This is a genomic window from Pseudomonas sp. TE3728, assembly GCF_056279145.1.
Genome location: NZ_JBWBQT010000001.1, coordinates 5,395,570 through 5,420,698 on the forward strand (window position 1 = coordinate 5,395,570; position 25,129 = coordinate 5,420,698).

The window sequence follows — 25,129 nt, forward strand, 5'->3', positions numbered from 1 at the left end:
ATGATGAAATCCCCTGTGGGAGCGAGCCTGCTCGCGATAGCGGCTTAACATTCAACATCGATGTTGTCTGACACACCGCCATCGCGAGCAGGCTCGCTCCCACAAGGGGTGTGTATTCCAATCCCCCATTTTTCGCGAGGCTTCACCGGATGAGAATCCTCGGCATCTTTTGCCTGCTCCTGGCCCTCGGCGGTTGCGACTCTCTGCTGTTCTATCCCGAGCCCGGCCAGCCGTTCACCCCGGCAAAAGCCAAACTCGAATTTCGCGATGTCACCTTGGTCACCGCTGACGGCCTCAAGCTGCATGGCTGGTGGCTGCCGGCGAAAAAAGGTGTCGAGGTCAAAGGCACGGTGCTGCATCTGCACGGCAACGGCGGCAACCTGGCGTGGCATTTGGGGGGGAGCTGGTGGTTGCCGGAGCAGGGCTATCAAGTGTTGCTGGTGGACTATCGTGGGTACGGTTGGTCCGAAGGTAAACCGGCGTTGCCGGCGATTTATCAGGACATCGATGCCGCTTTCAAATGGCTCGACCAGGCCCCGGAGGTCAAGGGTAAGCCGCTGATCCTTCTCGGTCAGAGCCTTGGCGGTTCGATGGCCGTGCATTTCCTGGCCCAACATCCCGAGCGTCAGCGGCAACTCAAGGCTTTCGTGCTCGATGGCGTGCCTGCCAGTTACCGTGATGTCGGGCGTTTCGCCTTGAGTACGTCGTGGATGACCTGGCCGTTCCAGGTGCCGTTGTCCTGGTTGGTGCCGGACGGCGACAGCGCGATCCATTCCATGAAACAGCTCAACGGGGTACCAAAACTGATCTATCACAGTATTGATGATCAATTGGTGCCCCTTTCCAACGGCATCCGACTGTATCAAGCTGCGCCGCCGCCGCGAGTGCTGCAACTGACCCGGGGTGGTCATGTGCAAACCTTCGCCGACCCGGTCTGGCAAAAGGTCATGCTGCGCTACCTCGAAGACCCGCAGCATTTCAACGGCTTGCGCCGCCTGGGTGAAATCCCGAATTACCCGGCGCCCCCGAATTCTGAAGATGAACCACCAGAGAGTCCGCAATGAGTGAAGAACGTAACGCCATCCCGCTGATCATCACCGGTATTTGCAGCATCCTCGGCACCGTTGGCGCCCTGTGGTGGTACGGCTACCTGCACTTCGCCAAACCCGAAGATGCGCTACTGCTCAGCGACTTCACCATGCTCAAGACCGTGCCGGGCGAAGACTACAAGGTCTCCCTGGAACCGGCCCCGCAAGTGGCCCAGTGCATCGATGGCGTGCTGGTGCTGTTCGACACGGAACAGAAAGGCCTGACCGGCGTGCTGATCAACAACAAGAAAAAAGCCGTGCGCTGCATGGGCGAGGAAACGCCGCAAAAACTGCAACCGTAGCGCGCCCGAAAAGATCGCAGCCTTCGGCAGCTCCTACATTGACCGAGTACACCCGCGACATCGCAGCCTATGCAAACTCTGTAGGAGCTGCCGAAGGCTGCGATCTTTTGATCTTGAAAACGAAAGCCCCGCCTGATCAATTCAGGCGGGGCTTTTAAGTTTCAGCGTGGGGAGCTTACTTGGCGCTGATCGCCGAACGCGGTACGACAGGCTGGTTGTCATTGGAAATGGTCACTTCCACCCGACGGTTCATCGCACGGCCCGAGACGCTGGAGTTCTCCGCAACCGGGTATTCTTTGCCATAACCCTGGGCCACGATGCGCGCTGGATCTACGCCCATCTTGATCAGGGCCACTTGCACCGAGGTCGCACGACGCTCGGACAGCGACTGGTTGTACGACGCCGAGCCAGTGCTGTCGGTGTAACCCTCGACAATCACTTTGCGGTCCGGGTTTTCCTGAAGGAACTGCGCCAGTTTGTTGATATTTACCAAACCGTTGGACTTCAGGTCAGCCTTGTTGGTGGCGAACAGCACATCACCAAACGTCACTAGCGTACCGCGATCGGTCTGTTTGGCGTTCAGACTGTCCTGCAGCTGTTTGATCTGCTGGTCGCGGGCATCCAGACGAGCCTGGGCCCGTTGTGCCGCGGCATTTTTCAGGTTGTTTTCAGCGGTGCGCAGGGCGATGGTCTGCTTGGCCACTTCAACGCGCTGATTGGTCAGGTAAGCCAGTTGGTCGACCTTGGCCTGGTCTTCCCTATCCAGGTAAGCCTTGTCGGCCTTGTCCAGGTATTCGCTGGCGTCTTTGGTTTCCAGCGCTGCGACTTTGCTGGCTTGCGGGTTGGCTTGCAGGCCGGTGTAGTTGGTGCGGGCTTGCTCCAGGTTCGCGTTGGGCGGTGTGGAGCAGGCAGCCAGTGCAACACTTGCGGCCAGGAGGGCGGGGATCATCAATTGTTTGCGCATAATAGTTCGTCCTTTCTATCGAGAAGCGTTTCAGGTGTGAAAATCGGGATGGGCGCTTACTGCACGGTGCGCTGACTTTCCTGACGCAGTTCCTGAACACCTTTCTGGGAATCCTTCACAGCTTGTTCGGCTTTCATCGCCTGGGCCTTGCGCTCGGCGACGCGGGCGTCCCACTCGGCTTGCTCGGCCAGCATTCTGGCTTCGTCATACTTTTTGTCGTGCATGGCGATTTCGGCTTGTTTGAGCTTGTCCTGAGCGGCTTTCATTTCCACGGCGGCGAATTCGGTACCACCGGCGCTGACAGCGCTGTTCACAGCCGATTGGGTCACGGCGTATTGCTCGCTCGGCGGGTTACCGGCGCAACCGGCCAGAACCAAGCTGCTGCCGATGGCCAGGGCCGCCAGTTTGAGACCGCGCAGAGGGGGAAACGAGGAGGGTGCAGTGCTGGTCTTCATGGTCTTCAACTCCATTGGATAACTCCTGAAAAACATCTGAATCCATCCTGGGCAAGGAGCCGCAACCTTCAATTTCCAGAGCATTTTGAATCGGCCGTCCCAGGCGTGGTTATTGGGTTGACCCAAAGTGTTTTTCAAAAGTTCAGAGAAGATGGCCTATCGCCCGAAAAAACTTGATCGAGCGGACAAGGCTCTAAATCGGGAACTTTCGGGCGGCACAGGGGTATTCACAGGGCTTTAAGTGACCCGCAAGTTCACCGTTCAGCAGGAAGAATGCGATCAAATTGTGGGAGCGAGCCTGCTCGCGATGGGGCCATATCATCCAACATCAAGTTGACTGTTAAACCGCTATCGCGAGCAGGTTCGCTCCCACAGGAATCAGTGTTTCTGCTTGTCGTTATCGCCCGACAAATCATGCAAATGACGCCGGGACAAGGCGAGAAAGCGCGGTGTCGGGCCGACGTCTTCGTACAGCGGATCGCCTTCTTCATCGGTGGACACCACCGTTGACCCTTTCACGTACGGAAAACTCGCTTCGAGTTCTTCCAGGGCGGCGCCGATCAACTCGCCGAGCAGTTCTTCGGGGTGCCGCTTGGGGTACATGTCGATAATCGCCGCCAGCCGTGCGGCGGCTTCCACGTCCAGATGAATCGCGTAGCCAGAGTCGGTCAGACGACCCTTGGCGTTTTCTTCCCAATGCTTGGCGAGCTCGCGGATTTTCATGATGACCTCATTGCGCACCTGCTCGTGGCAGGCCGGGTGAGTGTCCGGCGGTGGCCGGTGATACGCCGTTGTACGGCTTATGGTTGAGATTAGCTGCAATGCCCGGTGTTTGAAGTCCTTGGCGTCGTCTGCTTGTAAGAAGCGCTTTAGGACGGCACTCTCTTTAACAGAGCTTCTATTTCAACGTCTTTACTATCAAAGCATAGCCGCCCGGATTTTCGCTGGAGAACTGCTGATGACCGATATTGATGCACGCTTGCGCGAGGACGTTCACCTGTTGGGTGAGCTGTTGGGCAACACCATTCGTGAACAGTACGGGGACGACTTTCTCGACAAGATCGAGCAGATCCGCAAAGGCGCCAAGGCCGACCGTCGCGGTTCGATGGACGCTGAGCTTAGCGCCAGCCTCAACCAGTTGAGCGAAGACGAGTTGCTGCCGGTGGCGCGAGCGTTCAACCAGTTCCTCAACCTGGCCAATATCGCCGAGCAATATCAGCTGATTCACCGCCGCGAAGAATCGCAGCCTGCGCCGTTCGAAGCCCGGGTGTTACCGGAATTGCTCGCTCGCCTGCTGACCGCGGGCCATGACCCCGAGTCCCTGGCCCGGCAATTGGGCCGGCTGGAAATCGAGCTGGTATTGACGGCGCACCCCACCGAAGTGGCGCGTCGCACGCTGATTCAGAAGTACGACGCGATCGCCGCGCAACTGGCCGCACAAGACCATCGCGACCTGACTACCGCCGAGCGCGAGCAGATCAAAACGAAGTTGCAGCGCCTGATCGCCGAGGCCTGGCACACCGAAGAAATCCGCCGTACCCGCCCGACACCGGTGGACGAAGCCAAGTGGGGCTTCGCGGTGATCGAGCATTCGCTGTGGCAGGCGATTCCCAACTATTTGCGCAAGGCCGATCAGGCCCTGCATGCCGCCACCGGCCTGCACCTGCCATTGGAAGCCGCACCGATTCGCTTTGCCTCATGGATGGGCGGCGACCGCGACGGCAACCCCAACGTCACCGCCGCCGTAACCCGCGAAGTGTTGCTGCTGGCGCGCTGGATGGCCGCCGATTTGTACCTGCGCGATGTTGATCACCTCGCCGCCGAGTTGTCGATGCAGCAGGCCAGTGACGAGTTGAAAGCCAAGGCCGGCGACAGCGCCGAGCCTTACCGCGCAGTGCTCAAACAATTGCGTGAACGTCTGCGCGCGACCCGTAATTGGGCCCACGCATCCCTGACGGCAAACACGCCAGCGTCGGCCGATGTGTTGCAAAACAACCGCGACCTGCTGGACCCGCTGGAGCTGTGCTACCACTCGCTGCATGAATGCGGCATGGGCGTCATCGCCGATGGCCCGTTGCTCGATTGCCTGCGCCGTGCGGTGACATTCGGGCTGTTTCTGGTGCGCCTTGATGTGCGGCAGGACTCGTCGCGCCACACGGCGGCCATGACCGAAATCACCGATTACCTCGGCCTGGGCCGTTATGAGGACTGGAGCGAAGAGGAGCGCATTGCCTTCCTGATGCGCGAACTGAACAATCGTCGGCCATTGCTGCCGGCGTACTTCAAGCCGTCTGCCGACACCGCCGAAGTGCTGGCGACGTGCCGGGAAATCGCCGCGGCACCGGGGGCCTCCCTCGGCTCGTATGTGATTTCCATGGCCGGTGCCGCTTCCGACGTGCTGGCCGTGCAATTGCTGCTCAAAGAATCCGGCGTATTGCGGCCGATGCGCGTGGTACCGCTGTTCGAAACCCTCGCCGACCTCGATAACGCCGGCCCGGTGATCGAAAAACTGTTGCTGCTGCCGGGCTATCGCTCGCGCCTGCAAGGGCCGCAGGAAGTGATGATCGGTTATTCCGACTCGGCCAAGGACGCCGGCACTACAGCGGCAGCCTGGGCGCAGTATCGGGCGCAGGAGCGTTTGGTCGACATCTGTCGCGAACAGCAAGTGGAGCTGCTGTTGTTCCACGGTCGCGGGGGCACCGTGGGCCGTGGTGGTGGCCCGGCGCACGCGGCGATTCTGTCGCAGCCGCCGGGGTCGGTGGCGGGGCGTTTCCGCACCACCGAGCAGGGGGAAATGATTCGTTTCAAATTTGGCCTGCCGGACATCGCCGAGCAAAACCTCAATCTGTACCTGGCGGCGGTGCTGGAGGCGACCTTGTTGCCGCCACCACCCCCTGAGCCTGCCTGGCGCCATTTGATGGACGAATTGGCCGCCGATGGTGTCAAGGCTTACCGCGCCGTGGTGCGGGAAAATCCGCAGTTCGTCGAGTATTTCCGCCAGTCCACCCCGGAGCAGGAGTTGGGGCGTTTGCCGTTGGGCAGCCGTCCGGCCAAGCGCCGCGCTGGCGGCATCGAAAGCCTGCGCGCCATTCCATGGATCTTCGGCTGGACCCAGACGCGCCTGATGTTGCCGGCCTGGCTTGGCTGGGAAGCGGCATTGAGCAAGGCGCTGGAGCGCGGCGAGGGTGAGTTGCTGGGGCAGATGCGCGAGCAGTGGCCATTCTTCCGTACCCGCATCGATATGCTGGAAATGGTGCTGGCCAAGGCCGACGCCGACATCGCCCAGTCTTACGATGAGCGTCTGGTCGAGCCGGATCTGCTCCCTTTGGGTGCGCATTTACGCGACCTATTGTCGCAGGCCTGTGCAGTGGTCCTGGGGTTGACCGGTCAGTCGCAGCTACTGGCACATAGCCCAGCCACCCTTGAATTCATCCGTCTGCGCAACACTTACCTCGACCCGCTGCATCTATTGCAAGCCGAACTGTTGGCACGTTCGCGGCAACAGGATGTGGCCCAAGGCAGCCCGGTAGAACAGGCGTTACTGGTGTCTGTGGCGGGGATTGCCGCCGGTTTGCGAAATACCGGCTAAGGTTTTCGTCGTGGGGAACAGGCACCCGGCGCGAGCGTCGAGTGCCTGTTGGCGAGCGCTCGAAAAGGTCTGTCACGCGACAGTTAATGATGGGGTTGCGACTTGGGTTACCCCTTCGCAGGGTCTCGTAAGGGGCGGGTTTCTCCGACTTTCGGCGGCTTGTGTGGGCAGGGCCCGCTGTGTATCTTGATCAGCCTTTGGCCGTTTGGGCGGTCGCGATCCTATTTTTGAGATTGGCCCCAAGAGGCGAATCTGACGTTATCTATATAAAAAATTGAGGAGCACATCTAATGCGCGTCATTCTGCTGGGAGCTCCCGGGGCCGGTAAAGGTACTCAGGCTAAGTTCATCACCGAGAAATTCGGCATTCCGCAAATCTCCACCGGCGACATGCTGCGTGCTGCGGTAAAAGCCGGCACCGAGCTGGGTGTTAAAGCCAAAGGCATCATGGATGCCGGTGGTCTGGTCTCTGACGATTTGATCATCGCCTTGGTCAAGGACCGTATCGCGCAGCCTGACTGTGCCAACGGTTTCCTGTTCGACGGTTTCCCGCGCACCATTCCGCAAGCTGAAGCGCTGGTAGAAGCGGGCGTGGAACTGGACAACGTGGTCGAAATCGCCGTCGATGACGAAGAAATCGTTCAGCGTATCGCCGGTCGTCGCGTTCACGAGGCCAGCGGCCGCGTGTACCACACCGTTTACAATCCGCCAAAAATCGCCGGCAAAGACGACATCACTGGCGAAGAGCTGGTGCAGCGCAAGGACGACACCGAAGAAACCGTGCGTCATCGCCTGTCGGTCTACCACTCCCAGACCAAACCACTGGTGGAGTTCTACCAGGGTCTGGCCTCTGCTCAGGGCAAGCCGAAGTACAGCCACATCGAAGGTGTTGGCTCGGTTGAAGTGATCACCGGCAAGGTGCTTGAAGCACTGAGCTGAAAAGTCTGATCGGCTTCATCTTCTACGGCCCGCTTGCGGGCCGTAGTTGTTTATACTGGCGGACTTTTTCAGACCTCTCTTACGGAAACATCGATGAGCACCTTGCTGGCCCTGGACACCGCGACTGAAGCTTGCTCCGTTGCTTTGCTGCATGACGGCAAAGTCACGAGTCATTACGAGGTGATCCCGCGCCTGCATGCGCAGAAGCTGCTGCCGATGATCCAGCAACTGCTGGCCGATGCCGGGACCTCGCTGCAAGCGGTCGATGCCATTGCGTTCGGCCGTGGTCCGGGCGCGTTCACCGGTGTGCGGATCGCCATCGGCGTGGTGCAGGGGCTGGCGTTTGCGCTGGATCGCCCGGTGTTGCCGATCTCCAATCTCGCCGTACTTGCCCAGCGGGCCTATCGCGAACACGGCGTCAGCCAGGTCGCGGCGGCTATCGATGCGCGCATGGATGAGGTGTATTGGGGTTGCTACCGTGAAACGGCGGGGGAGATGCGGCTGGTGGGCAATGAAGCGGTACTGCCACCGGAAGCCGCTGCGTTGCCGGCCGATGCCAGCGGCGAGTGGTTCGGCGCGGGCACCGGTTGGGGGTATGCCGAGCGCATTGCCGTCAACCTGAGCGGGCAGGACGCGGGCATGCTGCCCCACGCCGAAGACCTGCTGACCCTGGCGCGCTTTGCCTGGGAACGCGGTGAAGCGATCGTGGCTGATGAGGCGCAGCCGGTGTATTTGCGCGATAAAGTCGCGACCCCGAAAGCGCGTTAATCCCGGTTGTCCTGTGGCGAGGGAGCTTGCTCCCGTTCGGCTGCGGAGCAGTCGTAGAACCTGACGGCGCGGTGTACCTGACTGCGCTTGGGGGCAGCTTCGCAGCCCAGCGGGAGCAAGCTCCCTCGCCACAAAGTGTTCCAACCGCAGCCAATCGACATTTTCTCTCCTGCGCTTTAAACCTTTTCGCTTTTCTGTGTTCTAGTTATCACTCGGCAGTTTGCGAAGTGGGCTATGTGCCACTAAGCTGCCATCATCGATACCGAGCATGCACTTATGCGTATAGACGGCGTTTCCTCTCAGTCCTACCCCATCAAGCGCAAGCCTCGCAAAGGCCATGTGTCCGAGGATGACTCCGTCGATATCGACGGCGAACTGGAATTCCCTACCAAAGAGCAATTGGCCGCCCGCGCCGCCAAAGCTTCCGCACAACGCCTGAGCAATCTCCCCGCTCGTCAACAAGACATGATTTATCACCGCGCGATGAGCAAAAGCGTGGCAATGGCACTGGCCAGTTACCTGAGCACCGCCACTTTTGTCGATTGGGATGCGGATGTACTGGGTCTCGACCTGTACATCTGATGTTGCCTTACTACCTCGGCTGCCCGTCCTGGAGTGAAAACGCCTGGCGCGATTACTTGTATCCGCAAGACGCCAGGCCCGCCGAGTTTCTCAATCTTTATGCTCAAGTGTTCAACGCCGTGGAAGGCAATACGACCTTCTACGCGAGCCCGTCTGCCGCCACTGTGCAGCGCTGGGCCGAGACCATGCCCGAACACTTTCGCTTCACCGCCAAGTTCCCCGGCGACATCAGCCATAGCGGTGACCTGCGCGAACAATTGACCGCCGCCGAAACCTTCCTGCAATTGCTCAGCCCCCTGGGTGAACGGGTTTCTCCCCTCTGGCTGCAATTGCCCAAAAGCTTCACCCCGCAACGTTTGTCCGAGCTGGCCGGTTTTATCGATGCGGTGGACCGGCCCTTGGCGGTCGAAGTGCGGCACGATGAGTTCTTCGCCAAGGGCGATGCCGAGCGGATGCTCAATCGCCTGTTGCTGGACCGTGGTGTCGAGCGTATCTGCCTTGATCCGCGAGCGTTGTTCAGCTGCACCTCGACCGATCCTTCGGTGCTCCACGCCCAATCGAAAAAGCCCAGGGTGCCGCCTCGTCCTGCAGCGTTCACTCAATTCCCACAGGTGCGTTTCATTGGCCATCCTGTGCTTGAAGCCAACGATCCATTCCTGGTGCCGTGGGTCGAGAAAATCGCTCTCTGGATCGAAGAGGGCCGCACGCCCTATATCTTCCTGCACACCGCCGATAACCTGCTGGCGGCAAAACTCGCCCAACGTTTTCACGCACAACTGATGCTGCGTTTGCCTGGCTTGGCGCCGCTGCCTGAGCTATACAGAGAGCCCGCCGCCGAGCAACTTGGCTTGCTCTGAAGCGGATTCGTTCCCCTTTTCAGGAGCCTGCCAATGGATGCGCAAACCCTTCGAGCCCAGGCGTTCAAAGCACTGCACGAACGCGAGGGCGCTTTTGTCATTCCCAACCCTTGGGACGCCGGCTCGGCGAAAATGCTCGCCAGCCTTGGCTTCGAGGCGCTAGCGACCACCAGTGCCGGTTACGCCTTTTCCCGGGGGCGTCCCGATGGTGGGCTGACGCTCGATGAAACCCTGGCGAACGTTGAAGCGATTGTCGCGGCCACTGATCTGCCGGTAGCGGTGGATCTCGAAAACGGTTTTGCCGACGCCCCCGCCGACTGCGCCAAAAGTATTGTGCGTGCGGCAAAGGCCGGTGCGGTCGGCGGTTCAATCGAAGATGCCACGGGGCGTGAGGACGGTCCGATCTACTGCTTCGAGCATGCCGTGGCGCGTATCGAAGCGGCTGTCGCGGTGGCTCGCAGTTTGCCTTTTCCCTTCGTGCTGACGGCGCGTGCCGAGAACTTTTTGCACGGCAATCCTGACCTCGACGACACCATTCGCCGCTTGCAGGCATTCGCCGAGGCGGGAGCTGACGTGCTTTACGCACCAGGTCTGCGCAGCGCTGAAGAGGTCTTGGCGGTGGTTCGCGCCGTGGCACCAAAACCGGTCAATGTGTTGATGTCCGGCGGGCTTAAGCTGACGGTCGAGCAGTTGAGTGAAATGGGCGTCAAGCGCATCAGCGTCGGTTCGGCCCTGGCCTTGGCCGCGTATGGCGAGTTCTTCCGCGCCGCCGAGGAAATCCAGCAACACGGGACCTTCGGTTTTACCTCTCGGTCGATGCCGTTCCAGAAGGCCAATCAATTGTTCAAAGGCTGACGATGCGGTTTCGGTGGGGGCTGTTGCTGGTGCTGTTGATCGTCGGCGCTGCCGGGTTGAGCGTCTGGCGCGGCTGGGTTTCCATTCCCCCGCAATGGAACCCGTGGGCGCCGCTGGACGTGAAGGCCGAACCGAACCTGCTGACCCGCTACAAACTGATGCGTCTGCGCGATGATCCGCAGTTATGCGACCAGGTCCTGAACGGCTCAGGTTTGCGGGTAACCCGTCAGACTGACAGCCCGGACGCGACTTGCCCGTTAACCAACACCTTGCGTGTGCAAGGTGGCGAGGCGGCGCTGAGCAGCAGTTTCCTCGCCAGTTGCAGCCTGGCGGTAGCGTTCGCCTTGTTTGAGCGCCACGCCCTGCAACCGGCGGCTCAGGCCGTCTACGGGCAGGCGGTGAAACGGGTCGACCATCTCGGCAGCTTCGCCTGTCGCAACGTCTACAACCGCGAAAACGGCAGACGCAGCCAGCATGCCACGGCCGATGCGCTGGATATCAGCGGATTCCGGCTGGCGGACGGCCGATCGATCAGCGTGCTCAGGGATTGGCCGAAGGATAACCAGGACGCGCGATTTCTGCGTCAGGTCCGCGACGGCGCCTGCGATATGTTCAGTGTGGTGTTGAGCCCGGACTACAACGCCGCTCATCGCAACCACTTTCATGTGGATGTCGGGCCGTGGTGGCGGTGCCGCTGAGGGTTATGCGGCGATGCGCAGGTTCTGCAGAACGATCGGGCGTGCCCAGCCGTTATCGAAATCGAGTTGTTTCTGTTGCTCCACCAGCTCTTCGGGCGAGAAAGGCGGGAACGGTTTGTCCAGCAGCTCAAGTTCGAACTCGGCGATCGGCAAGCGTAGCGGACGCGGTTGCGGTGCGAGGCCAGGCTCTGGCAGCGGTTGACCGGCGGTGAGCACGATCGGGCGTACCCAGCCGCTGTCGAAGTCCTGTTGTTTCTGTTGCGCGACGATTTCTTCCGGCGGGAATGGCGGGGAAGGTTTGTCGGCCAGGTCCATTTCAAACTCGGCAATCGGCAGGAACAGTGGCTCTGGCGGGCGGACGGGTGTTTCGATCACATCACATTCGCGCTGGGAAACGATGTGCGCCAGCAGCTCACTGCCAACGGTCGGTTCGACCGGGCTGTCGAGATCGACCGGCGGAAAGTTCAGAGACTCCGGTACGACATCGCCCGACTGATCGGCCAGGGCCTGGGCAAAAAAATCCTGCCACAGGTGACTGACGCCGCTCAGTGCTTGGGAATTTCGCAGGCCAAAATCGCCGTGGGGCGAGATGTAACCTATCGATGTGCGTTGAATGTCTGACATTTCTCTCGGTCGACGCTCAGCTCTGGCAAAATGCTCGATAGTTTGGTTATCGGCCGTTTTTGCCGATCATTAATTTTTTGAGCGTGTTTTCCCATGATTGAGCAACCTGCGGCCTGCCGCATCCATGTCGAGGCCTTGGGCACGACCTTTCAGCCACAGGCCGAGCAATGGGCCGAGCGCCTGGGGTTGCCGTTGCAGGTGGATGACGGCGAGTTTGCCTTGCAGGTGGGCGAGCAGGGGTTGCAGCTGCAACAACTCGGGCCGGATGCACCGGGACCGGTGAGGGTGGACTTCGTCGAGGGCGGTGCGGCCCATCGTCGGTTGTACGGCGGTGGCAGCGGTCAGATGATTGCCAAGGCGGTCGGCATCGCCCAAGGCGTGCGTCCGCGCGTGCTGGACGCCACGGCTGGGCTGGGCAAGGATGCGTTCGTGCTGGCGAGCCTGGGCTGCGAGATGAGCCTGATCGAGCGCCAGCCGCTGATCGGCGCCTTGCTTGAAGATGGCCTGGCGCGCGGCGCGGAAGATTTCGACGTGGCACCGATCGTGGCGCGGATGCGTTTGCTCAAGGGCAACTCGATCGAGGTGATGCGCAACTGGGAAGGCGAGCCACCGCAGGTGATCTACCTCGACCCGATGTTCCCCCATCGTGAGAAAACCGCGTTGGTGAAGAAGGAAATGCGCCTGTTCCGGCCGCTGGTCGGCGATGACCCGGATGCGCCAGCATTGCTTGAAGCGGCATTGGCCCTGGCCAGTCACCGGGTGGTAGTCAAACGCCCGCGCAAGGCGCCGTGCATCGATGGGCCGAAGCCGAGTCATGCGCTGGATGGCAAGTCCAGCCGATACGACATTTATCCGAAGAAAGCACTCAAGCCCTGAGACCGTGTCGCCCCCATCGCGAGCAGGCTCGCTCCCACATTGGATCTCCGGGGTACACAAAATCTGTGACCGACAAAGGTCCAATGTGGGAGCGGGCTTGCTCGCGATAGCGTCGGCCCAGACACTACAAATCGATCAGGCTGACTCCGGCCGATAAGCCCGCATAAACAACCCCACCACTTCCCGCACATGGGCTTCGGCCGCATCCCCGGTCACCGGCTCGCCGCAGCCATACAGCAACCGGAAATTTCCCGCCCCCTTGAGCAGGCAAAAGAAATGCTCGGCGGCATTGCGCGGTTTGTCGATACTCAATGCGCCGCTCTGATTGACCTTGTTCAGCAACCCCTCCATTCCGTGAAGTACGCGTTCTGGCCCGGCCTGGAAGAAAATCAGCGAGAGTTTCGGGTCTTGGCTACCCAGCGTCATCATCAGCCGATGCAGGTTCACCGATTCATCACTGTTGATCAGCTGATGAAAGCCGTGTGCGATGTTCAGCAGCACGGTTTCCACCGCGATGCCCTCCGGCAACTCAAAGAAAAGGGGCGGCAATTGCTCTTCGCACTTGGCGATGACGGCGGCGGAAAACAGCGTCTCCTTGTCGTTGAAATGACTGTAGACCGTCAGCTTCGACACGCCGGCTTCGGCCGCCACCGCATCCATGCTGGTGTTGGCGTATCCCTTGCTCAGAAACAGGATTTTTGCCGCATCGAGGATGGCCTGGCGCTTGGCCAGATCCTTGGGACGGCCCGGACCGCTGGGTATGGAAAGATTGTCAGACATTCTTCGCTTTAATACTGGACTGGTGAGTTTGCTATTAATAACATACTGGTCAGTATAATTATTCAAAGCACCATTAGCGAAAGGTCCTTTCCCATGTTCCGCTATGCCTTGCCCCTCGCATTGCCGGTCAGCCTGGCTTTTTTATTGTCTGCGTGCGGCCATGAAGAGGCGCCTCAAGTCACCGTCCGCCCGGCCATGGTCGTTCAGCCAGAGCCCTCGGCTCAGGCCATGGAGAGTTATCCCGGTGAAGTCCGTGCGCGCTATGAGCCTGATCTGGCCTTCCGCATTGGTGGCAAGGTCAGCCGACGACTGGTCGAGGAAGGCCAGCGGGTCAAGGCCGACCAGCCTCTGGCGGAACTCGATCCTCAGGACGTGCGGCTGCAGCTGGAAGCCACCCGCGCCCAGGTCGCCGCCGCCGAAGCCAATCTGAACCTGGTGCGCGCCGAGCGTGATCGCTACAAGACTCTGATGGAGCGGCAGATGGTCAGCCGTTCGCAGTACGACAATGCGGAAAACCTCTACCGCTCCGGTGAAGCGCGCCTCAAGCAAATCAGAGCCGAATTCAACGTGTCGACCAACCAGGCCAGTTACGCAGTGCTGCGCGCGCCGCAGGATGGCGTGGTGGCCAAACGTGCGGTTGAAGTCGGGCAAGTGGTCGCGGCCGGGCAAACCGTGTTTACCCTCGCCACCGATGGTGAACGCGAAGTGTTGATCAGCCTGCCGGAGCAGAACTTCGGTCGTTTCAAGGTCGGCCAACCGGTCTCGGTGGAACTCTGGACGCAACCCGATCAACGTTTCCCCGGACGCATCCGTGAGTTGTCACCTGCGGCCGACCCGAAATCCCGAACCTTCGCCGCTCGCATTGCATTTACCGCCGGCAAGGTTCCCGCTGAACTGGGCCAGAGCGCCCGGGTGTTTATCCAGACCGCCGATGTGGTGTCGTTGTCGGTGCCGCTGTCGGCGGTCACCGCGGAAAACGGTGCCACTTATGTATGGGTGGTCGGTGCCAACAACACCTTGAAAAAAGCCCCGGTGCGGGTCGGTGCCTTCGGCGAGAAAACCGTGCCGGTGCTCGAAGGCCTGAACGCCAGTGACTGGGTAGTGGTGGCCGGTGTTCATGTGCTTCACGACGGGCAGCAAATACGCCCGGTGGATCGCTCCAACCGCGTGGTCAATCTGGCGCACAAGGAGTAATCCCCGATGGGTTTCAATCTTTCCGAATGGGCGTTGCGTAACCGCCAGATCGTACTGTTCCTGATGCTCTTGCTGGCCGTCGTCGGCGCGTTGTCCTACACCAAGCTGGGCCAAAGTGAAGACCCGCCGTTTACCTTCAAGGCCATGGTGATTCGCACCAACTGGCCGGGGGCCACGGCCGAGGAAGTGTCGCGCCAGGTTACCGAGCGTATTGAAAAGAAACTGATGGAAACCGGCGAGTACGACCGGATCGCTTCGTTCTCCCGCCCGGGCGAATCCCAGGTCACGTTCATTGCTCGAGATTCGATGCACTCGGTGGAGATCCCGGAGCTCTGGTATCAGGCTCGCAAGAAGATCAGCGACATTCGCCATACTTTGCCGCCGGGCATCCAGGGGCCTTTCTTCAACGATGAGTTCGGCACTACCTTCGGCAATATCTACGCTCTGACCGGCGAAGGTTTTGATTACGCGGTGCTCAAGGACTACGCCGACCGCGTCCAGATTCAGCTGCAACGGGTCAAGGATGTGGGCAAGGTCGACTTGCTCGGGCTGCAGGACGAGAAGATCTGGATCGAGCTCTCCAACGTCAAACTGGCCACCCTCGGATTGCCGTTGGCGACGGTGCAGCAAGCGCTTGAAGAGCAGAACGCGATGTCCAACGCAGGTTTCTTCGAAACCACCAGCGAGCGTTTGCAACTACGGGTTTCGGGTAATTTTCAGACGGTCGACGAGATCAGGAACTTCCCGATCCGGGTCGGTGATCGCACGTTCCGCATCGGCGATGTGGCGAACGTTCGTCGTGGCTTCAACGATCCACCGGCGCCGCGCATGCGCTTCATGGCTGAAGACGCCATCGGACTGGCGGTGGCCATGAAGAGCGGTGGCGACATTCTGATTCTGGGCAAAGCGCTGGAAGTCGAATTCGCCCGGATCCAGAAGAGTCTTCCGGCCGGCATGCAACTGCGCAAGGTCTCCGATCAACCTGCTGCGGTGAAAACCGGTGTCGGCGAGTTTGTTCAGGTGCTGGTGGAGGCTCTGGCGATTGTATTGCTGGTGAGCTTCTTCTCCCTCGGTGTGCGCACCGGCATGGTGGTGGCGCTGGCGATTCCGCTGGTGTTGGCGATGACCTTCGCCTGCATGTATTACCTCGGCATCGGCCTGCACAAGATTTCCCTTGGCGCGCTGGTACTGGCGCTGGGATTGCTGGTGGACGACGCAATCATCGCCGTGGAAATGATGGCGATCAAAATGGAACAGGGCTTCGACCGGGTCAAAGCCGCCAGCTACGCCTGGACCAGCACTGCGTTCCCGATGCTCACCGGTACGTTGATCACCGCTGCCGGTTTCCTGCCGATTGCCACCGCGCAATCGGGTACTGGCGAATACACCCGCTCGATCTTCCAGGTGGTGACCATCGCGCTGGTGGCGTCGTGGGTTGCCGCCGTGGTCTTTGTGCCTTATCTGGGGGAAAAACTCCTGCCGGACCTGGCGAAAATTCACGCCGCCAAACATGGCATTGGCGACGGTCAACCCGACCCTTATGGCACGCCGTTCTATCAGCGCGTCAGACGTCTGGTGGAGTGGTGCGTGCGCCGACGCAAAACGGTGATCATGCTGACGGTCGTGATGTTCGTCGCCTCACTGGTGTTGTTCCGTTTCGTGCCGCAACAGTTCTTCCCGGCTTCGGGGCGGCTGGAGTTGATGGTCGATCTGAAACTGGCCGAAGGGGCGTCTTTGAGCAACACCGCCGAGGAGGTCAAACGCCTCGAAGGCCTGCTCAAGGATCAGGCCGGGATCGACAACTACGTGGCTTACGTCGGCACCGGTTCGCCGCGGTTCTACTTGCCGCTGGATCAGCAACTTCCGGCTGCGAGCTTTGCGCAATTTGTTGTGCTGGCCAAAACCATCGAAGACCGCGAAACCCTGCGCACCTGGCTGATTGGAACCCTCAATGAACAATTCCCGGCCCTGCGTTCGCGGGTCACGCGGTTGGAGAATGGTCCACCGGTTGGCTATCCGGTGCAGTTCCGGGTCACCGGTGAGCACATTGAGGAAGTCCGCGCATTGGCCCGTAAAGTCGCGGCCAAGGTTCGCGAGAATCCTCACGTGGTCAACGTGCATCTGGACTGGGAAGAGCCGAGCAAAGTCGTTTATCTGAACGTCGATCAGGACCGCGCACGAGCGCTGGGTGTGAGCACGGCGAACCTGTCGGGTTTCCTGCGCAGCTCGCTGACCGGTGCCAGCGTCAGCCAGTACCGCGAAGACAACGAGTTGATCGAGATCTTGCTGCGCGGCACGGTGCATGAGCGCACCGAGCTGGCATTGCTGCCAAGCCTGGCCGTGCCGACCGACAACGGTCGCAGCGTGGCGCTGTCGCAGATCGCGACGCTGGAATACGGCTTCGAAGAAGGCATCATCTGGCACCGTAACCGCCTGCCCAACGTGACGGTTCGCGCCGACATCTACGGCAAGGAACAACCGGTATCACTGGTGCAGCAAATCATGCCGACCCTGGATCCGATTCGCGCCGAATTGCCGGACGGCTATTTGCTGGACGTCGGCGGTACGGTGGAAGACTCGGCCCGTGGGCAGAGCTCGGTGAATGCTGGCGTGCCGTTGTTCATTGTGGTGGTGCTGACGTTGCTGATGCTGCAACTGCGCAGTTTCTCACGCACGGTGATGGTGTTTCTGACGGCGCCACTGGGGCTGATCGGTGTGACGCTGTTTCTATTGGTGTTCCGCCAGCCATTTGGTTTTGTGGCGATGCTCGGGACCATCGCCTTGTCCGGGATGATCATGCGTAACTCGGTGATTCTGGTGGATCAGATTGAGCAGGACATCGCTGCCGGGCTTAAGCCTTGGCAGGCGATTATCGAGGCGACGGTGCGGCGGTTCCGACCGATTGTGCTGACGGCGTTGGCGGCGGTGCTGGCGATGATTCCATTGTCGCGCAGCGTATTTTTCGGGCCGATGGCGGTGGCGATCATGGGCGGGCTGATCGTGGCGACGGCGTTGACGTTGCTGTTTTTGCCGGCGTTGTATGCGGCTTGGTTCAGGGTCAAGCAAGAGCCGGTGTGATTGTTTGATCCTGGCGGCCTTCGGGCCGACCATGCTGTTGTTGGTGGGGGGGCATATCCGTTGCTCCGGTAACGGCGGCTTATGGTTTCGCCCTTACGGCGAGTCCCTTTTGGCAAACGCCCCAAAAGGAACCAAAAGGTCTCGCCCCAAGCGTCCGGCACCTCGCTGAGGCTCGGCGTTCCTTCGCTCCGGTATCCATCTGGGGGCATCGCCCTACGGTCTGCTTCGCTACGACCTACATGCGATGGGTTCGACTGCGTCGAACGGCGCTGCGCGCCAATCCCCAGATGAACACCTGCGCTCAGCCTCCCGAAGGGGCGGGTGGATCAAGATCAAAAGCCAGATCAAAAGCTGCAGGCGAGCTAACGCTCGGCCTGTTGAGTGGTGAGGGGCGGGTGTATGCCGCTCCATTGTGGGAGCGGGCTTGCTCGCGAAGGCGGCCTGCCAGCCGATCAATCTATCGCGGGTGTACACAACCCCACGTAGGAGCTGCCGAAGGCTGCGATCTTTTGATCTTGGCGGCCTGACAGCCAACCAATTTCTTTTCAAATGTACGCTGCCCCACTTGTAGGAGCGAGGCTTGCCCGCGAAGGCGGTCCAAGCTCCTACGCATATTTCAGATCCTTCTGATATTGAGTCAACGTAGGTGCGCTGTTGTACTCAAGACTCAACTTCGTGAGTTTTTGAGACACCGATAATGAAAAAAACGCCCATGCTCAAGGGCAGATCCGACCCGGTGTTCGATCTGTTGGGACAGTCGCCCCACAAGGAACGCCTCTCGGACTACCTCGCACTGCTCAAGCCGCTGGACGATCAGGGCCGCTACCTTCCTTTCGATGAGTTGCGCTACCGCTGGGCGCCTGGACTGGATGCGAACCTGTGCTGGGCCTTGGTCAAGAAAGCCCGGACCGCACAGTATTCCAGCATTTTGCCATTGGGCGAGCCCATTCAATGGGGCCAATTTGTGCTGACCCCATTGGCCCAGAAAGCTGTTTCGGCCGTCGATCGACAAGCGACGACGGCAGCGCTGGAATACATGACTGGCCAGATCGGCGAACGAGCGCATTTCAGCTATCTGCTCAACGATCTGATCGAAGACGAAGCCATCAGCAGCAGCCAGCTCGAAGGCGCGGCAACCACCACCCGGGTGGCCAAGGACATGCTCAAGCGCAAGCGCCTGCCGCGTACGCCGGATGAGAGGATGGTCATCGGTAACTACAAGATGATGAACTTCGCCTGGGAAAAGCGTTATGAGCCCTTGAGCGTCGAGCTGATCGCGGCGATGCATCGTGTCGGCGTCGAAGGTATCGATGACCCGCAATATTCACCGGGTGCCTTCAGGGTCAACGATGACGTGGTGGTGCAGGATGGCGAAGGTAATACCGTGCATACGCCGCCTCCCGCAGCGGGGCTCGTGTCGCGATTGCAGGTGCTGTCGAAGTGGATCAATCAGTCTCACGACGATCCCGGTCAAGTGGATTACCTTCATCCATTGATCAAAGGTATCGCGCTGCATTTTGCACTGGGCTATGAGCATCCTTTTCGCGATGGCAACGGCCGGGTTGCACGGGCACTGTTTTACTGGTTCATGTTCAAGAATGACTTCTCGGCCTTTCGCTACATCGCGATCAGCTTGTTGCTGCGCAATGCGCCGGTGAAATACGGGCGCTCGTATCTGAATACCGAGGCCGATGATCTGGACCTGACCTACTTCATCGATTTCCAGTGTTCAGTCATCTCCCGGGCTGTCAGCGCTTTTACCGAGGCTTATCGAAAAAGCCTGGCCTATACCGAAAGCTTTGATCGATGGCTGCTGGAGTCTGGTTTTTTCGACCGATTGACCGAGAAACAGCGAGCCGTATACCAAGTGGCCAAGAGTGGTATGGCCAAGGAGTTTACGGCTGTCAATGTGAAGGAGAATCTGAACTGCTCTTACAACACCGCGTCAGCCACTCTGAATGGTTTGGTCGAGTTGATGGTGTTCGAGAAAAGGAGGATGGGGCGCGAGTGGGTGTTCTTCCTGCGGGCAGCGTCCGCGGTCTGATTCTCGGGGGAGTGAGATTGCTCGCGATGAGTCCGTGTCAGTCGACATAAACTGTGGCTGACACACCGCAATCGCGAGCAAGCTCGCTCCCACAGGATCGGAGTTGAGGCTTAGAGCGTACCAAACACCTTCTTCGCCAAACTGGTCGCCGCTGCCGCAGGGTTCTGGCGAATCGTTTCTTCCTGCTTGCCAATCATCTCGAACAAACCGTTCAACGCCTGCTCGGTTACGTAGCTTTCGATGTTGGCGTTTTTCGCATCCAGCACGCCCAGGGTCGCCGCTTGCCCGGCGAACGAGTTGTATTGCTGGGCCAGGCCGACCTGGTCGGTGGCTTGTTTGACGATTGGCAGGAATTTGGTGCGAATCTGCTCGCGGCTGGTTTTGCTCAGGTACTGAGTCGCCGAGTCCTTGCCGCCGCCGAGAATCCCCTTGGCATCCTCCACGGTCATCTTCTTCACCGCATCCACCAGAATCGGCTGAGCCTGCGTCACGGCCGCCTCAGCCGCTTTGTTCATGCTGGTTTCCAATTGATCGACCTGATCGCCCATGCCGAACTGTTTCATTTTCTTGGCGACCTTACCCAGCTTGCCCGGCAGTTCGATTTTCACGTCTGGGTTGTTGCTGAAGCCGCCGGGTGTGCCGAGTTGTTTAACGGCCAGTTGCGCGCCTTGGGTCAGGGCGTCCTTTAGACCGCCGGTGGCATCTTGTTGCGACAGGTCATTGAGCGACAAGGCCAAGGCGTTGGCGCAGATCATCAAACCGGCGCACAGGCCGGCGAAGCGAAGAGTAGGGCGGAGCATGGCGGCTTCCTTGTTCAAAATAGAGAATTAGCGGGCGGCGTCGACGCGGATTTTCAGTGGCTGCGGATCGCTGCCATCCAGCTGCACGGCATGATGTTCGGTGGTGATGAACATCAGTTCACCATTCACTTCGATCCGTGCGCTAACCGAATAACGATGGCCCGGTTTAATCTGCGCTGGATCGTAACTCAGATGAAACGGCAGCGGCACCTGGCCTTTGACCGGGCCTTTGTGTTCGTCGAGGATAACGGCGGGCGCGTCGGCGAGGGAAATGTCCTGCAGGCTGACGCTCAATGTGGCGCTCGGCGGCAGGGCGATGCGTTGCAGGTAGAAAACTTCGCCGTTGAGGCTGGTTTTCGCGGCAGGTTGTATTGATTGGCAGGCAGCGAGTAGAGCCGTAAGCCCTAGAAATGAGAGTTTTTTCATGAATTGAATCCCTGTCGTTGGCGCTCGAAGTAGACGAACGCCAACGGCAATTTAACGGATTTTTCCGGTGATTTCGCCCCATGAATCTTCTGGCAGCGCTTTTTCAGGTTCTACTAAAGGGTTTCAATACAACGGATTCTGGAGATACTGCAATTGAATTGCGGTATTCATTTTCAGTGGCTGTCAGCGTATAGCGTTTACCAGGTACGACAGTGTCCGGATCGTATTCCAGGTAAAACGCTTCCGCCATTTTTTCGCTGATATGTATTTGCGTCAATTGTGCAGCGGTATTGTCGTGCTCGTGGGCAACAACGGTTACTGCGTGTTCAGGTTGAACCGCTTGAGGCTCCTGTGCCTGGAGGTAGAGGCGGCCGATAGGGCTAAGGTGCAGGGTTTGTCGGTGCGGCGCACGATGGACGATCACGAAGTAGTCCAGGTCAATCAGCAGTGGAACGCCGTTGTGGGTCATGCTGACGGTGACAAGGTATTTAACGCTGATATCGGAATAGTTGTGTGCAAATGAAAAGTTCCAACGCCCACTACGCAGTACGGGGTCACGGGATTGCGCCACTTTGATGGGGGTGGAAGAATTCGCGGTATGAACACTTATATAAGTTTCGCCTTCGCCACCGCTGGGCGGCAGAAAGTCTTCAGGCAAACTAAAGGTGAGCGTTACGTATGGGTTAATATTTTCTAATGGGTTCATCGCGATATCCGTATCGGGATTAGTTGTAGAGGATCTCTATTAATTCATAATTTGGTGGTTATAAGAACGTCCTTGTTCTTGTAATCATTGTCAGAAAGTTACAGGTAACCTCAACTAAACTTGATCCGCCGCATCTTCACTGCGATGCAGCGCCACCTGACGGATCGACAAACGAATCTCCGCCGGTAATACCCGTTTTGCCGCACCTTCGGCCAGTTCGCCGAGCAGTGTGTGATAGCTCAACTTGCCGGCTTCGTCGCGGCGCAGCACGTCAAGGTCCAGCATTGTCTGGATGAAGTGACGGAACAGGCTCTTGTCGAAGAACTCCGGGGCGTTCAGGCCGTGGAGGATCGACAGGCGCTGGGCCATGACCGTGCACAGATCTTCCAGTTCTTCGGCACTGATGCTGTTCTGGCCGCTGTTGAGCAGCAAGGAAACAGTCATGTAGAAGCGCTGCAAGGTCTGGGCGATGCTTTTTGATAAAAGTGTCAGCAGCACGAAATGCCGCGAGCTCGGTGCCGGACGCAGGTACACGTCCTTCTCGAAACGCAGCAGGCCTTGCTCGACGAAGGCTTCGAGCCATTGATCGACCACGCCATCGAGTTCGTCCAGCGTCCAGCGTATGAACAGCTCCGATTGCAGGTACGGATACAGTGCGCGGGTGTAGCGCAGGATTTGCTCGCGGCTCATGCGCGAGGTGCTCTGGAAGAAACTCGCCAGCAACGACGGCAACGCGAAGATGTGCAGCACGTTGTTGCGGTAGTAGGTCATCAGGACGGCGTTTTGTTCGTCCAGGTACAGAATCTTGCCCAGCGCATCGCTTTGCTCGGACAGCAGGTCCATGTCCTTCACGTGCTCGATCAGCGCCCGTCCGTCACCTTCCGGCAGGGTGGTGTGCGAGGAGTAGGGAACCTTGCGCAACAGCGCCAGATACAGATCAAGCACCCGCGCCATGGCGCGATCGTCCAGGGCCAGACGGCTGGTGGACAGCAACGCCAGGGCCACCAGATTCACCGGGTTGATCGCCGCCGCTTCATTCAAATGCTGGGCGACTTTCTCGCCGAGGCGGTTGGTGGTTTCGTTGAGCCAGGCCGGTTTGAATTGTGGACCGAGTTCCTGTTGGCGCCAGTCTGGCTGTTCGCTGTCGAGGAACTCCGCCAGTTTGATCGGCTCACCGAAGTTGACCGCGACCTGACCAAAGCGCTGTTTGAGCGCGCCGATGACTTTGAAAATGTCGAAGATCGATTCTTTCTTCTTGCTTGCGCCACGCAATTCGCCGAGGTAGGTGCGGCCTTCCAGCACGCGCTCATAGCCGATGTACACCGGCACGAAGACGATCGGCATGCGTGACGAACGCAGGAAGCTGCGCAGAGTGATCGCGAGCATCCCGGTTTTCGGTTGCAGCATGCGCCCGGTGCGCGAACGGCCGCCCTCGACGAAGTACTCGACCGGGAAACCTTTAGTGAACAGGGTATGCAGGTATTCGTTGAACACCGAGGTGTAGAGGGGGTTGCCCTTGAAGGTGCGGCGCATGAAGAACGCACCGCCACGGCGCAGCAGGCTGCCGATGACTGGCATGTTGAGGTTGATCCCGGCGGCAATGTGCGGCGGGGTCAGGCCGTTGCGAAACAGCAGATACGAGAGCAGCAAATAGTCGATGTGGCTGCGGTGGCACGGCACGTAGATCACTTCGTGACCCTGGGCGACTTTCTGCACACCGTCGATGTGGTTGACCTTGATCCCGTCGTAGATCTTGTTCCAGAACCAGCTCAGCACCACTTCCAGAAAGCGGATCGCGGTGTAGGTGTAGTCCGAGGCGATCTCGTTGCCATAGCGCAAGGCCTGGGCCTTGGCTTTTTCCGGCGAGATGTTCTCGCGTTCGGCTTCGTCGAGGATCGCCTGTTTGACCGAGGGCTGATTGAGCAGGCCTTTGACCAGATTACGGCGGTGGGAAATGTCCGGGCCGATCACCGCGGCTTTCAGGTTGCGAAAGTGCACCCGCAGAATCCGCTGGGCCATGCGCACGGTGCGCTCGTGGCCTTTGTTGTGATCGATCAGTTCACGCAAATGAATCGGCGCCGAGAACTGCACCCGGGTCTTGCGCCCCAGCACGATGATGCTCAGCAGTCGACGCAAACGCCCGGTGACCGCCCAGCTGTCGGCGAACAGCAGTTTCCACGGGCTCGATTCGCTGTCCGGCGACTGGCCCCAGAACACGCTGACCGGAATGATCTGCGCGTCTTCGGCGGCGTTCTGGCTCAGGGCGCTGACCAGACGGGTCAGGGTCGGTGGCGCACCGCGTTTGTCCTGACGGCCGAGCCAGTCGGGCTCCGGCGTCAGGTAAAAGAACGCTGCGGGCTCCACCAGCGCACCCACCGATACCGGCAACACCGGGCGCGGCAGGCCGGCCTTGCTGCATTCGGTATCGACCACGGCGAGGTCGGTCAGTGAAGGATTTTGCAGGACGTAGAACACCGGCCGGCTGCGGTCGAGGTTAAGGGTGAACGACGACTGATTGATCGTCTCCGAGCGAACCCAGAGGTACAGCAGTCGGCGCAGGGTGCCAAACACAAGACGGCGGAACGGGGAGCGGGTCATACGGCTTCTGCGTGAGTGGAAAAAACCGAGCGTTTGCTCGGACGGCAGATAGTGTGCCGTATTCGCCGAAAATCGGCAAAAAAGCGCCTAAGTAAACTTGAGTTGAGAGTTTTCGCGGCTGTCATATACTCGGCCGTTCAAAATAAAAACAAGGGGGTAACTAGATATGGCTGCACGCGAAACCGGCAATGTGAAGTGGTTCAACGACGCCAAGGGCTATGGCTTCATTCAGCGTGAGGACGGGGTGGACGTGTTCGTGCACTACCGCGCTATCCGCGGCGAAGGCCATCGCTCGCTGACGGAAGGTCAGCAGGTTGAGTATGCGGTGGTGAGCGGGGAGAAGGGCTTGCAGGCAGAAGACGTTGTAGGGTTGTAAACCTCAAGATCAAAAGATCGCAGCCTTCGGCAGCTCCTACAGGGGAATGCATTCCAACTGTAGGAGCTGCCGAAGGCTGCGATCTTTTGCTTTCAAGCGGTTTTCCAGGTGATCTCTTCTTCACCATCGGCGCTGATGCGCATCCAGCGATCCGCCGTCTCTTCACCTTCTTCCTCGACCCAGCTACCCGGTGCGCAACGCACTTCGACGTTCAGCGCGGCAAAGGCTGCGCGGGCGCAGGCGATGTCGTCTTCCCATGGGGTCTGGTCGCTTTCCAGGTACAGGCTGTTCCATTTGCCCACGGCTTTCGGCAGCCAGGTGACCGGCACGCTGCCGGCCTTGCACTTGTAGGTCTGGCCTTTCTGAACCCAGTCGGTGCACGGGCCTAAAGCCGCGCCGAGCCAGGCCGCGATGGCCTTGTAGTCGACGTCGGCGTCTTTCAGGTAAATCTCGATATCGGGTTGGCGCATGGATGTCCTCACTGCGGTCTTGAAAAATCCATTCGCGGATTTAGCCGGCCTCAAGCTGTTG

At 59.4% G+C, this 25,129-nt stretch carries 24 protein-coding genes; 14 read left to right on the forward strand and 10 right to left on the reverse strand.

Annotation, left to right across the window (positions count from 1 at the left end; translation table 11 throughout):
* The first annotated feature begins 149 nt into the window (after positions 1-149).
* Together ACZ89R_RS23595 and ACZ89R_RS23600 are read left to right on the forward strand one after the other, a co-directional pair.
* Entirely contained in the window at positions 150-1,064 is a 915-nt protein-coding gene (locus ACZ89R_RS23595; protein ID WP_427625692.1) for an alpha/beta hydrolase, read from the forward strand.
* Positions 1,061-1,390, forward strand: coding sequence for a PA3694 family proteiin (locus ACZ89R_RS23600; RefSeq protein ID WP_429544422.1), 330 nt, complete (start codon positions 1,061-1,063; stop codon positions 1,388-1,390). Before ACZ89R_RS23595 ends, ACZ89R_RS23600 begins: the two co-directional genes overlap by 4 nt.
* Positions 1,391-1,565: 175 nt before the next feature.
* Here the strand turns inward: ACZ89R_RS23600 and lptF are convergent, their stop codons facing one another.
* The 3 genes from lptF to ACZ89R_RS23615 all read right to left on the reverse strand — a co-directional run bounded on the left by lptF (position 1,566) and on the right by ACZ89R_RS23615 (position 3,532).
* Positions 1,566-2,354 carry a lipotoxin F family OmpA-related lipoprotein LptF gene (gene lptF, locus ACZ89R_RS23605; RefSeq protein WP_429544421.1) on the reverse strand — a complete coding sequence of 263 codons (789 nt, stop codon included), beginning with the start codon at positions 2,352-2,354 and terminating at the stop codon, positions 1,566-1,568.
* A 56-nt stretch (positions 2,355-2,410) separates the two neighbouring features.
* Positions 2,411-2,824, reverse strand: coding sequence for a DUF4398 domain-containing protein (locus tag ACZ89R_RS23610; protein WP_429544420.1), 414 nt, complete (start codon positions 2,822-2,824; stop codon positions 2,411-2,413).
* A 363-nt stretch (positions 2,825-3,187) separates the two neighbouring features.
* Positions 3,188-3,532, reverse strand: a complete 345-nt coding sequence (locus ACZ89R_RS23615; protein ID WP_429544419.1) for a pilin assembly protein — start codon at positions 3,530-3,532, stop codon at positions 3,188-3,190.
* A 235-nt stretch (positions 3,533-3,767) separates the two neighbouring features.
* Between ACZ89R_RS23615 and ppc the strand changes: the two genes are divergently transcribed.
* The 7 genes from ppc to ACZ89R_RS23650 all read left to right on the forward strand — a co-directional run bounded on the left by ppc (position 3,768) and on the right by ACZ89R_RS23650 (position 11,096).
* Complete coding sequence (ppc, locus tag ACZ89R_RS23620) at positions 3,768-6,398, forward strand: phosphoenolpyruvate carboxylase (RefSeq protein WP_063342620.1); 2,631 nt, start codon at positions 3,768-3,770, stop codon at positions 6,396-6,398.
* A 290-nt stretch (positions 6,399-6,688) separates the two neighbouring features.
* Complete coding sequence (adk, locus tag ACZ89R_RS23625) at positions 6,689-7,336, forward strand: adenylate kinase (protein ID WP_123498116.1); 648 nt, start codon at positions 6,689-6,691, stop codon at positions 7,334-7,336.
* Positions 7,337-7,429: 93 nt separating this feature from the next.
* Entirely contained in the window at positions 7,430-8,104 is a 675-nt protein-coding gene (tsaB, locus tag ACZ89R_RS23630) for a tRNA (adenosine(37)-N6)-threonylcarbamoyltransferase complex dimerization subunit type 1 TsaB (protein WP_429544418.1), read from the forward strand.
* Positions 8,105-8,380: 276 nt separating this feature from the next.
* The gene (locus tag ACZ89R_RS23635; RefSeq protein ID WP_429544417.1) at positions 8,381-8,686 is read left to right on the forward strand and encodes a hypothetical protein; all 306 of its coding nucleotides are present in this window, start codon (positions 8,381-8,383) and stop codon (positions 8,684-8,686) included.
* On the forward strand, positions 8,683-9,543 hold the full coding sequence (locus ACZ89R_RS23640; RefSeq protein WP_429547816.1) for a DUF72 domain-containing protein: 861 nt from the start codon (positions 8,683-8,685) through the stop codon (positions 9,541-9,543). Before ACZ89R_RS23635 ends, ACZ89R_RS23640 begins: the two co-directional genes overlap by 4 nt.
* A gap of 33 nt (positions 9,544-9,576) precedes the next feature.
* Positions 9,577-10,398, forward strand: a complete 822-nt coding sequence (locus tag ACZ89R_RS23645) for an isocitrate lyase/PEP mutase family protein (protein ID WP_429544416.1) — start codon at positions 9,577-9,579, stop codon at positions 10,396-10,398.
* A gap of 2 nt (positions 10,399-10,400) precedes the next feature.
* Positions 10,401-11,096, forward strand: coding sequence for an extensin-like domain-containing protein (locus ACZ89R_RS23650; protein ID WP_429544415.1), 696 nt, complete (start codon positions 10,401-10,403; stop codon positions 11,094-11,096).
* A gap of 3 nt (positions 11,097-11,099) precedes the next feature.
* Here ACZ89R_RS23650 and ACZ89R_RS23655 read toward each other — a convergent pair whose 3' ends face one another.
* Positions 11,100-11,720 (reverse strand): energy transducer TonB, encoded by a 621-nt coding sequence (locus tag ACZ89R_RS23655; RefSeq protein WP_429544414.1) that lies wholly within the window; start codon positions 11,718-11,720, stop codon positions 11,100-11,102.
* Positions 11,721-11,813: 93 nt separating this feature from the next.
* Here ACZ89R_RS23655 and ACZ89R_RS23660 point away from each other — a divergent pair, with 93 nt between their 5' ends.
* Complete coding sequence (locus tag ACZ89R_RS23660) at positions 11,814-12,596, forward strand: class I SAM-dependent methyltransferase (RefSeq protein WP_007906283.1); 783 nt, start codon at positions 11,814-11,816, stop codon at positions 12,594-12,596.
* 135 nt (positions 12,597-12,731) lie between these two features.
* Here ACZ89R_RS23660 and ACZ89R_RS23665 read toward each other — a convergent pair whose 3' ends face one another.
* A complete protein-coding gene (locus ACZ89R_RS23665; protein ID WP_192344199.1) occupies positions 12,732-13,376 on the reverse strand; it encodes a TetR/AcrR family transcriptional regulator in 645 nt (214 codons plus the stop codon).
* Between the two features lie 93 nt (positions 13,377-13,469).
* Between ACZ89R_RS23665 and ACZ89R_RS23670 the strand changes: the two genes are divergently transcribed.
* The 3 genes from ACZ89R_RS23670 to ACZ89R_RS23680 all read left to right on the forward strand — a co-directional run bounded on the left by ACZ89R_RS23670 (position 13,470) and on the right by ACZ89R_RS23680 (position 19,692).
* On the forward strand, positions 13,470-14,570 hold the full coding sequence (locus ACZ89R_RS23670; RefSeq protein ID WP_429544413.1) for an efflux RND transporter periplasmic adaptor subunit: 1,101 nt from the start codon (positions 13,470-13,472) through the stop codon (positions 14,568-14,570).
* 6 nt (positions 14,571-14,576) lie between these two features.
* On the forward strand, positions 14,577-17,648 hold the full coding sequence (locus tag ACZ89R_RS23675) for an efflux RND transporter permease subunit (RefSeq protein ID WP_429544412.1): 3,072 nt from the start codon (positions 14,577-14,579) through the stop codon (positions 17,646-17,648).
* A 697-nt stretch (positions 17,649-18,345) separates the two neighbouring features.
* Complete coding sequence (locus ACZ89R_RS23680; RefSeq protein WP_429544411.1) at positions 18,346-19,692, forward strand: Fic family protein; 1,347 nt, start codon at positions 18,346-18,348, stop codon at positions 19,690-19,692.
* A gap of 110 nt (positions 19,693-19,802) precedes the next feature.
* On the opposite strand, the gene ACZ89R_RS23685 is transcribed toward ACZ89R_RS23680, so the two are convergent.
* From ACZ89R_RS23685 to plsB, 4 genes are all read right to left on the reverse strand, one after another.
* Positions 19,803-20,492 (reverse strand): DUF4197 domain-containing protein, encoded by a 690-nt coding sequence (locus tag ACZ89R_RS23685; RefSeq protein ID WP_429544410.1) that lies wholly within the window; start codon positions 20,490-20,492, stop codon positions 19,803-19,805.
* Positions 20,493-20,519: 27 nt separating this feature from the next.
* Entirely contained in the window at positions 20,520-20,918 is a 399-nt protein-coding gene (locus ACZ89R_RS23690) for a YbaY family lipoprotein (protein WP_429544409.1), read from the reverse strand.
* 103 nt (positions 20,919-21,021) lie between these two features.
* Positions 21,022-21,624: a hypothetical protein gene (locus ACZ89R_RS23695; RefSeq protein ID WP_429544408.1), complete on the reverse strand. Its 603-nt coding sequence runs from the start codon at positions 21,622-21,624 to the stop codon at positions 21,022-21,024.
* A 114-nt stretch (positions 21,625-21,738) separates the two neighbouring features.
* Positions 21,739-24,222: a glycerol-3-phosphate 1-O-acyltransferase PlsB gene (gene plsB, locus ACZ89R_RS23700; protein WP_429544407.1), complete on the reverse strand. Its 2,484-nt coding sequence runs from the start codon at positions 24,220-24,222 to the stop codon at positions 21,739-21,741.
* A gap of 166 nt (positions 24,223-24,388) precedes the next feature.
* On the opposite strand from plsB, the gene ACZ89R_RS23705 reads away from it, so the two are divergent.
* Entirely contained in the window at positions 24,389-24,598 is a 210-nt protein-coding gene (locus ACZ89R_RS23705) for a cold shock domain-containing protein (protein ID WP_218398461.1), read from the forward strand.
* Between the two features lie 92 nt (positions 24,599-24,690).
* Here the strand turns inward: ACZ89R_RS23705 and ACZ89R_RS23710 are convergent, their stop codons facing one another.
* Entirely contained in the window at positions 24,691-25,068 is a 378-nt protein-coding gene (locus tag ACZ89R_RS23710) for a hypothetical protein (RefSeq protein ID WP_008070352.1), read from the reverse strand.
* Between the last annotated feature and the right edge of the window lie 61 nt (positions 25,069-25,129).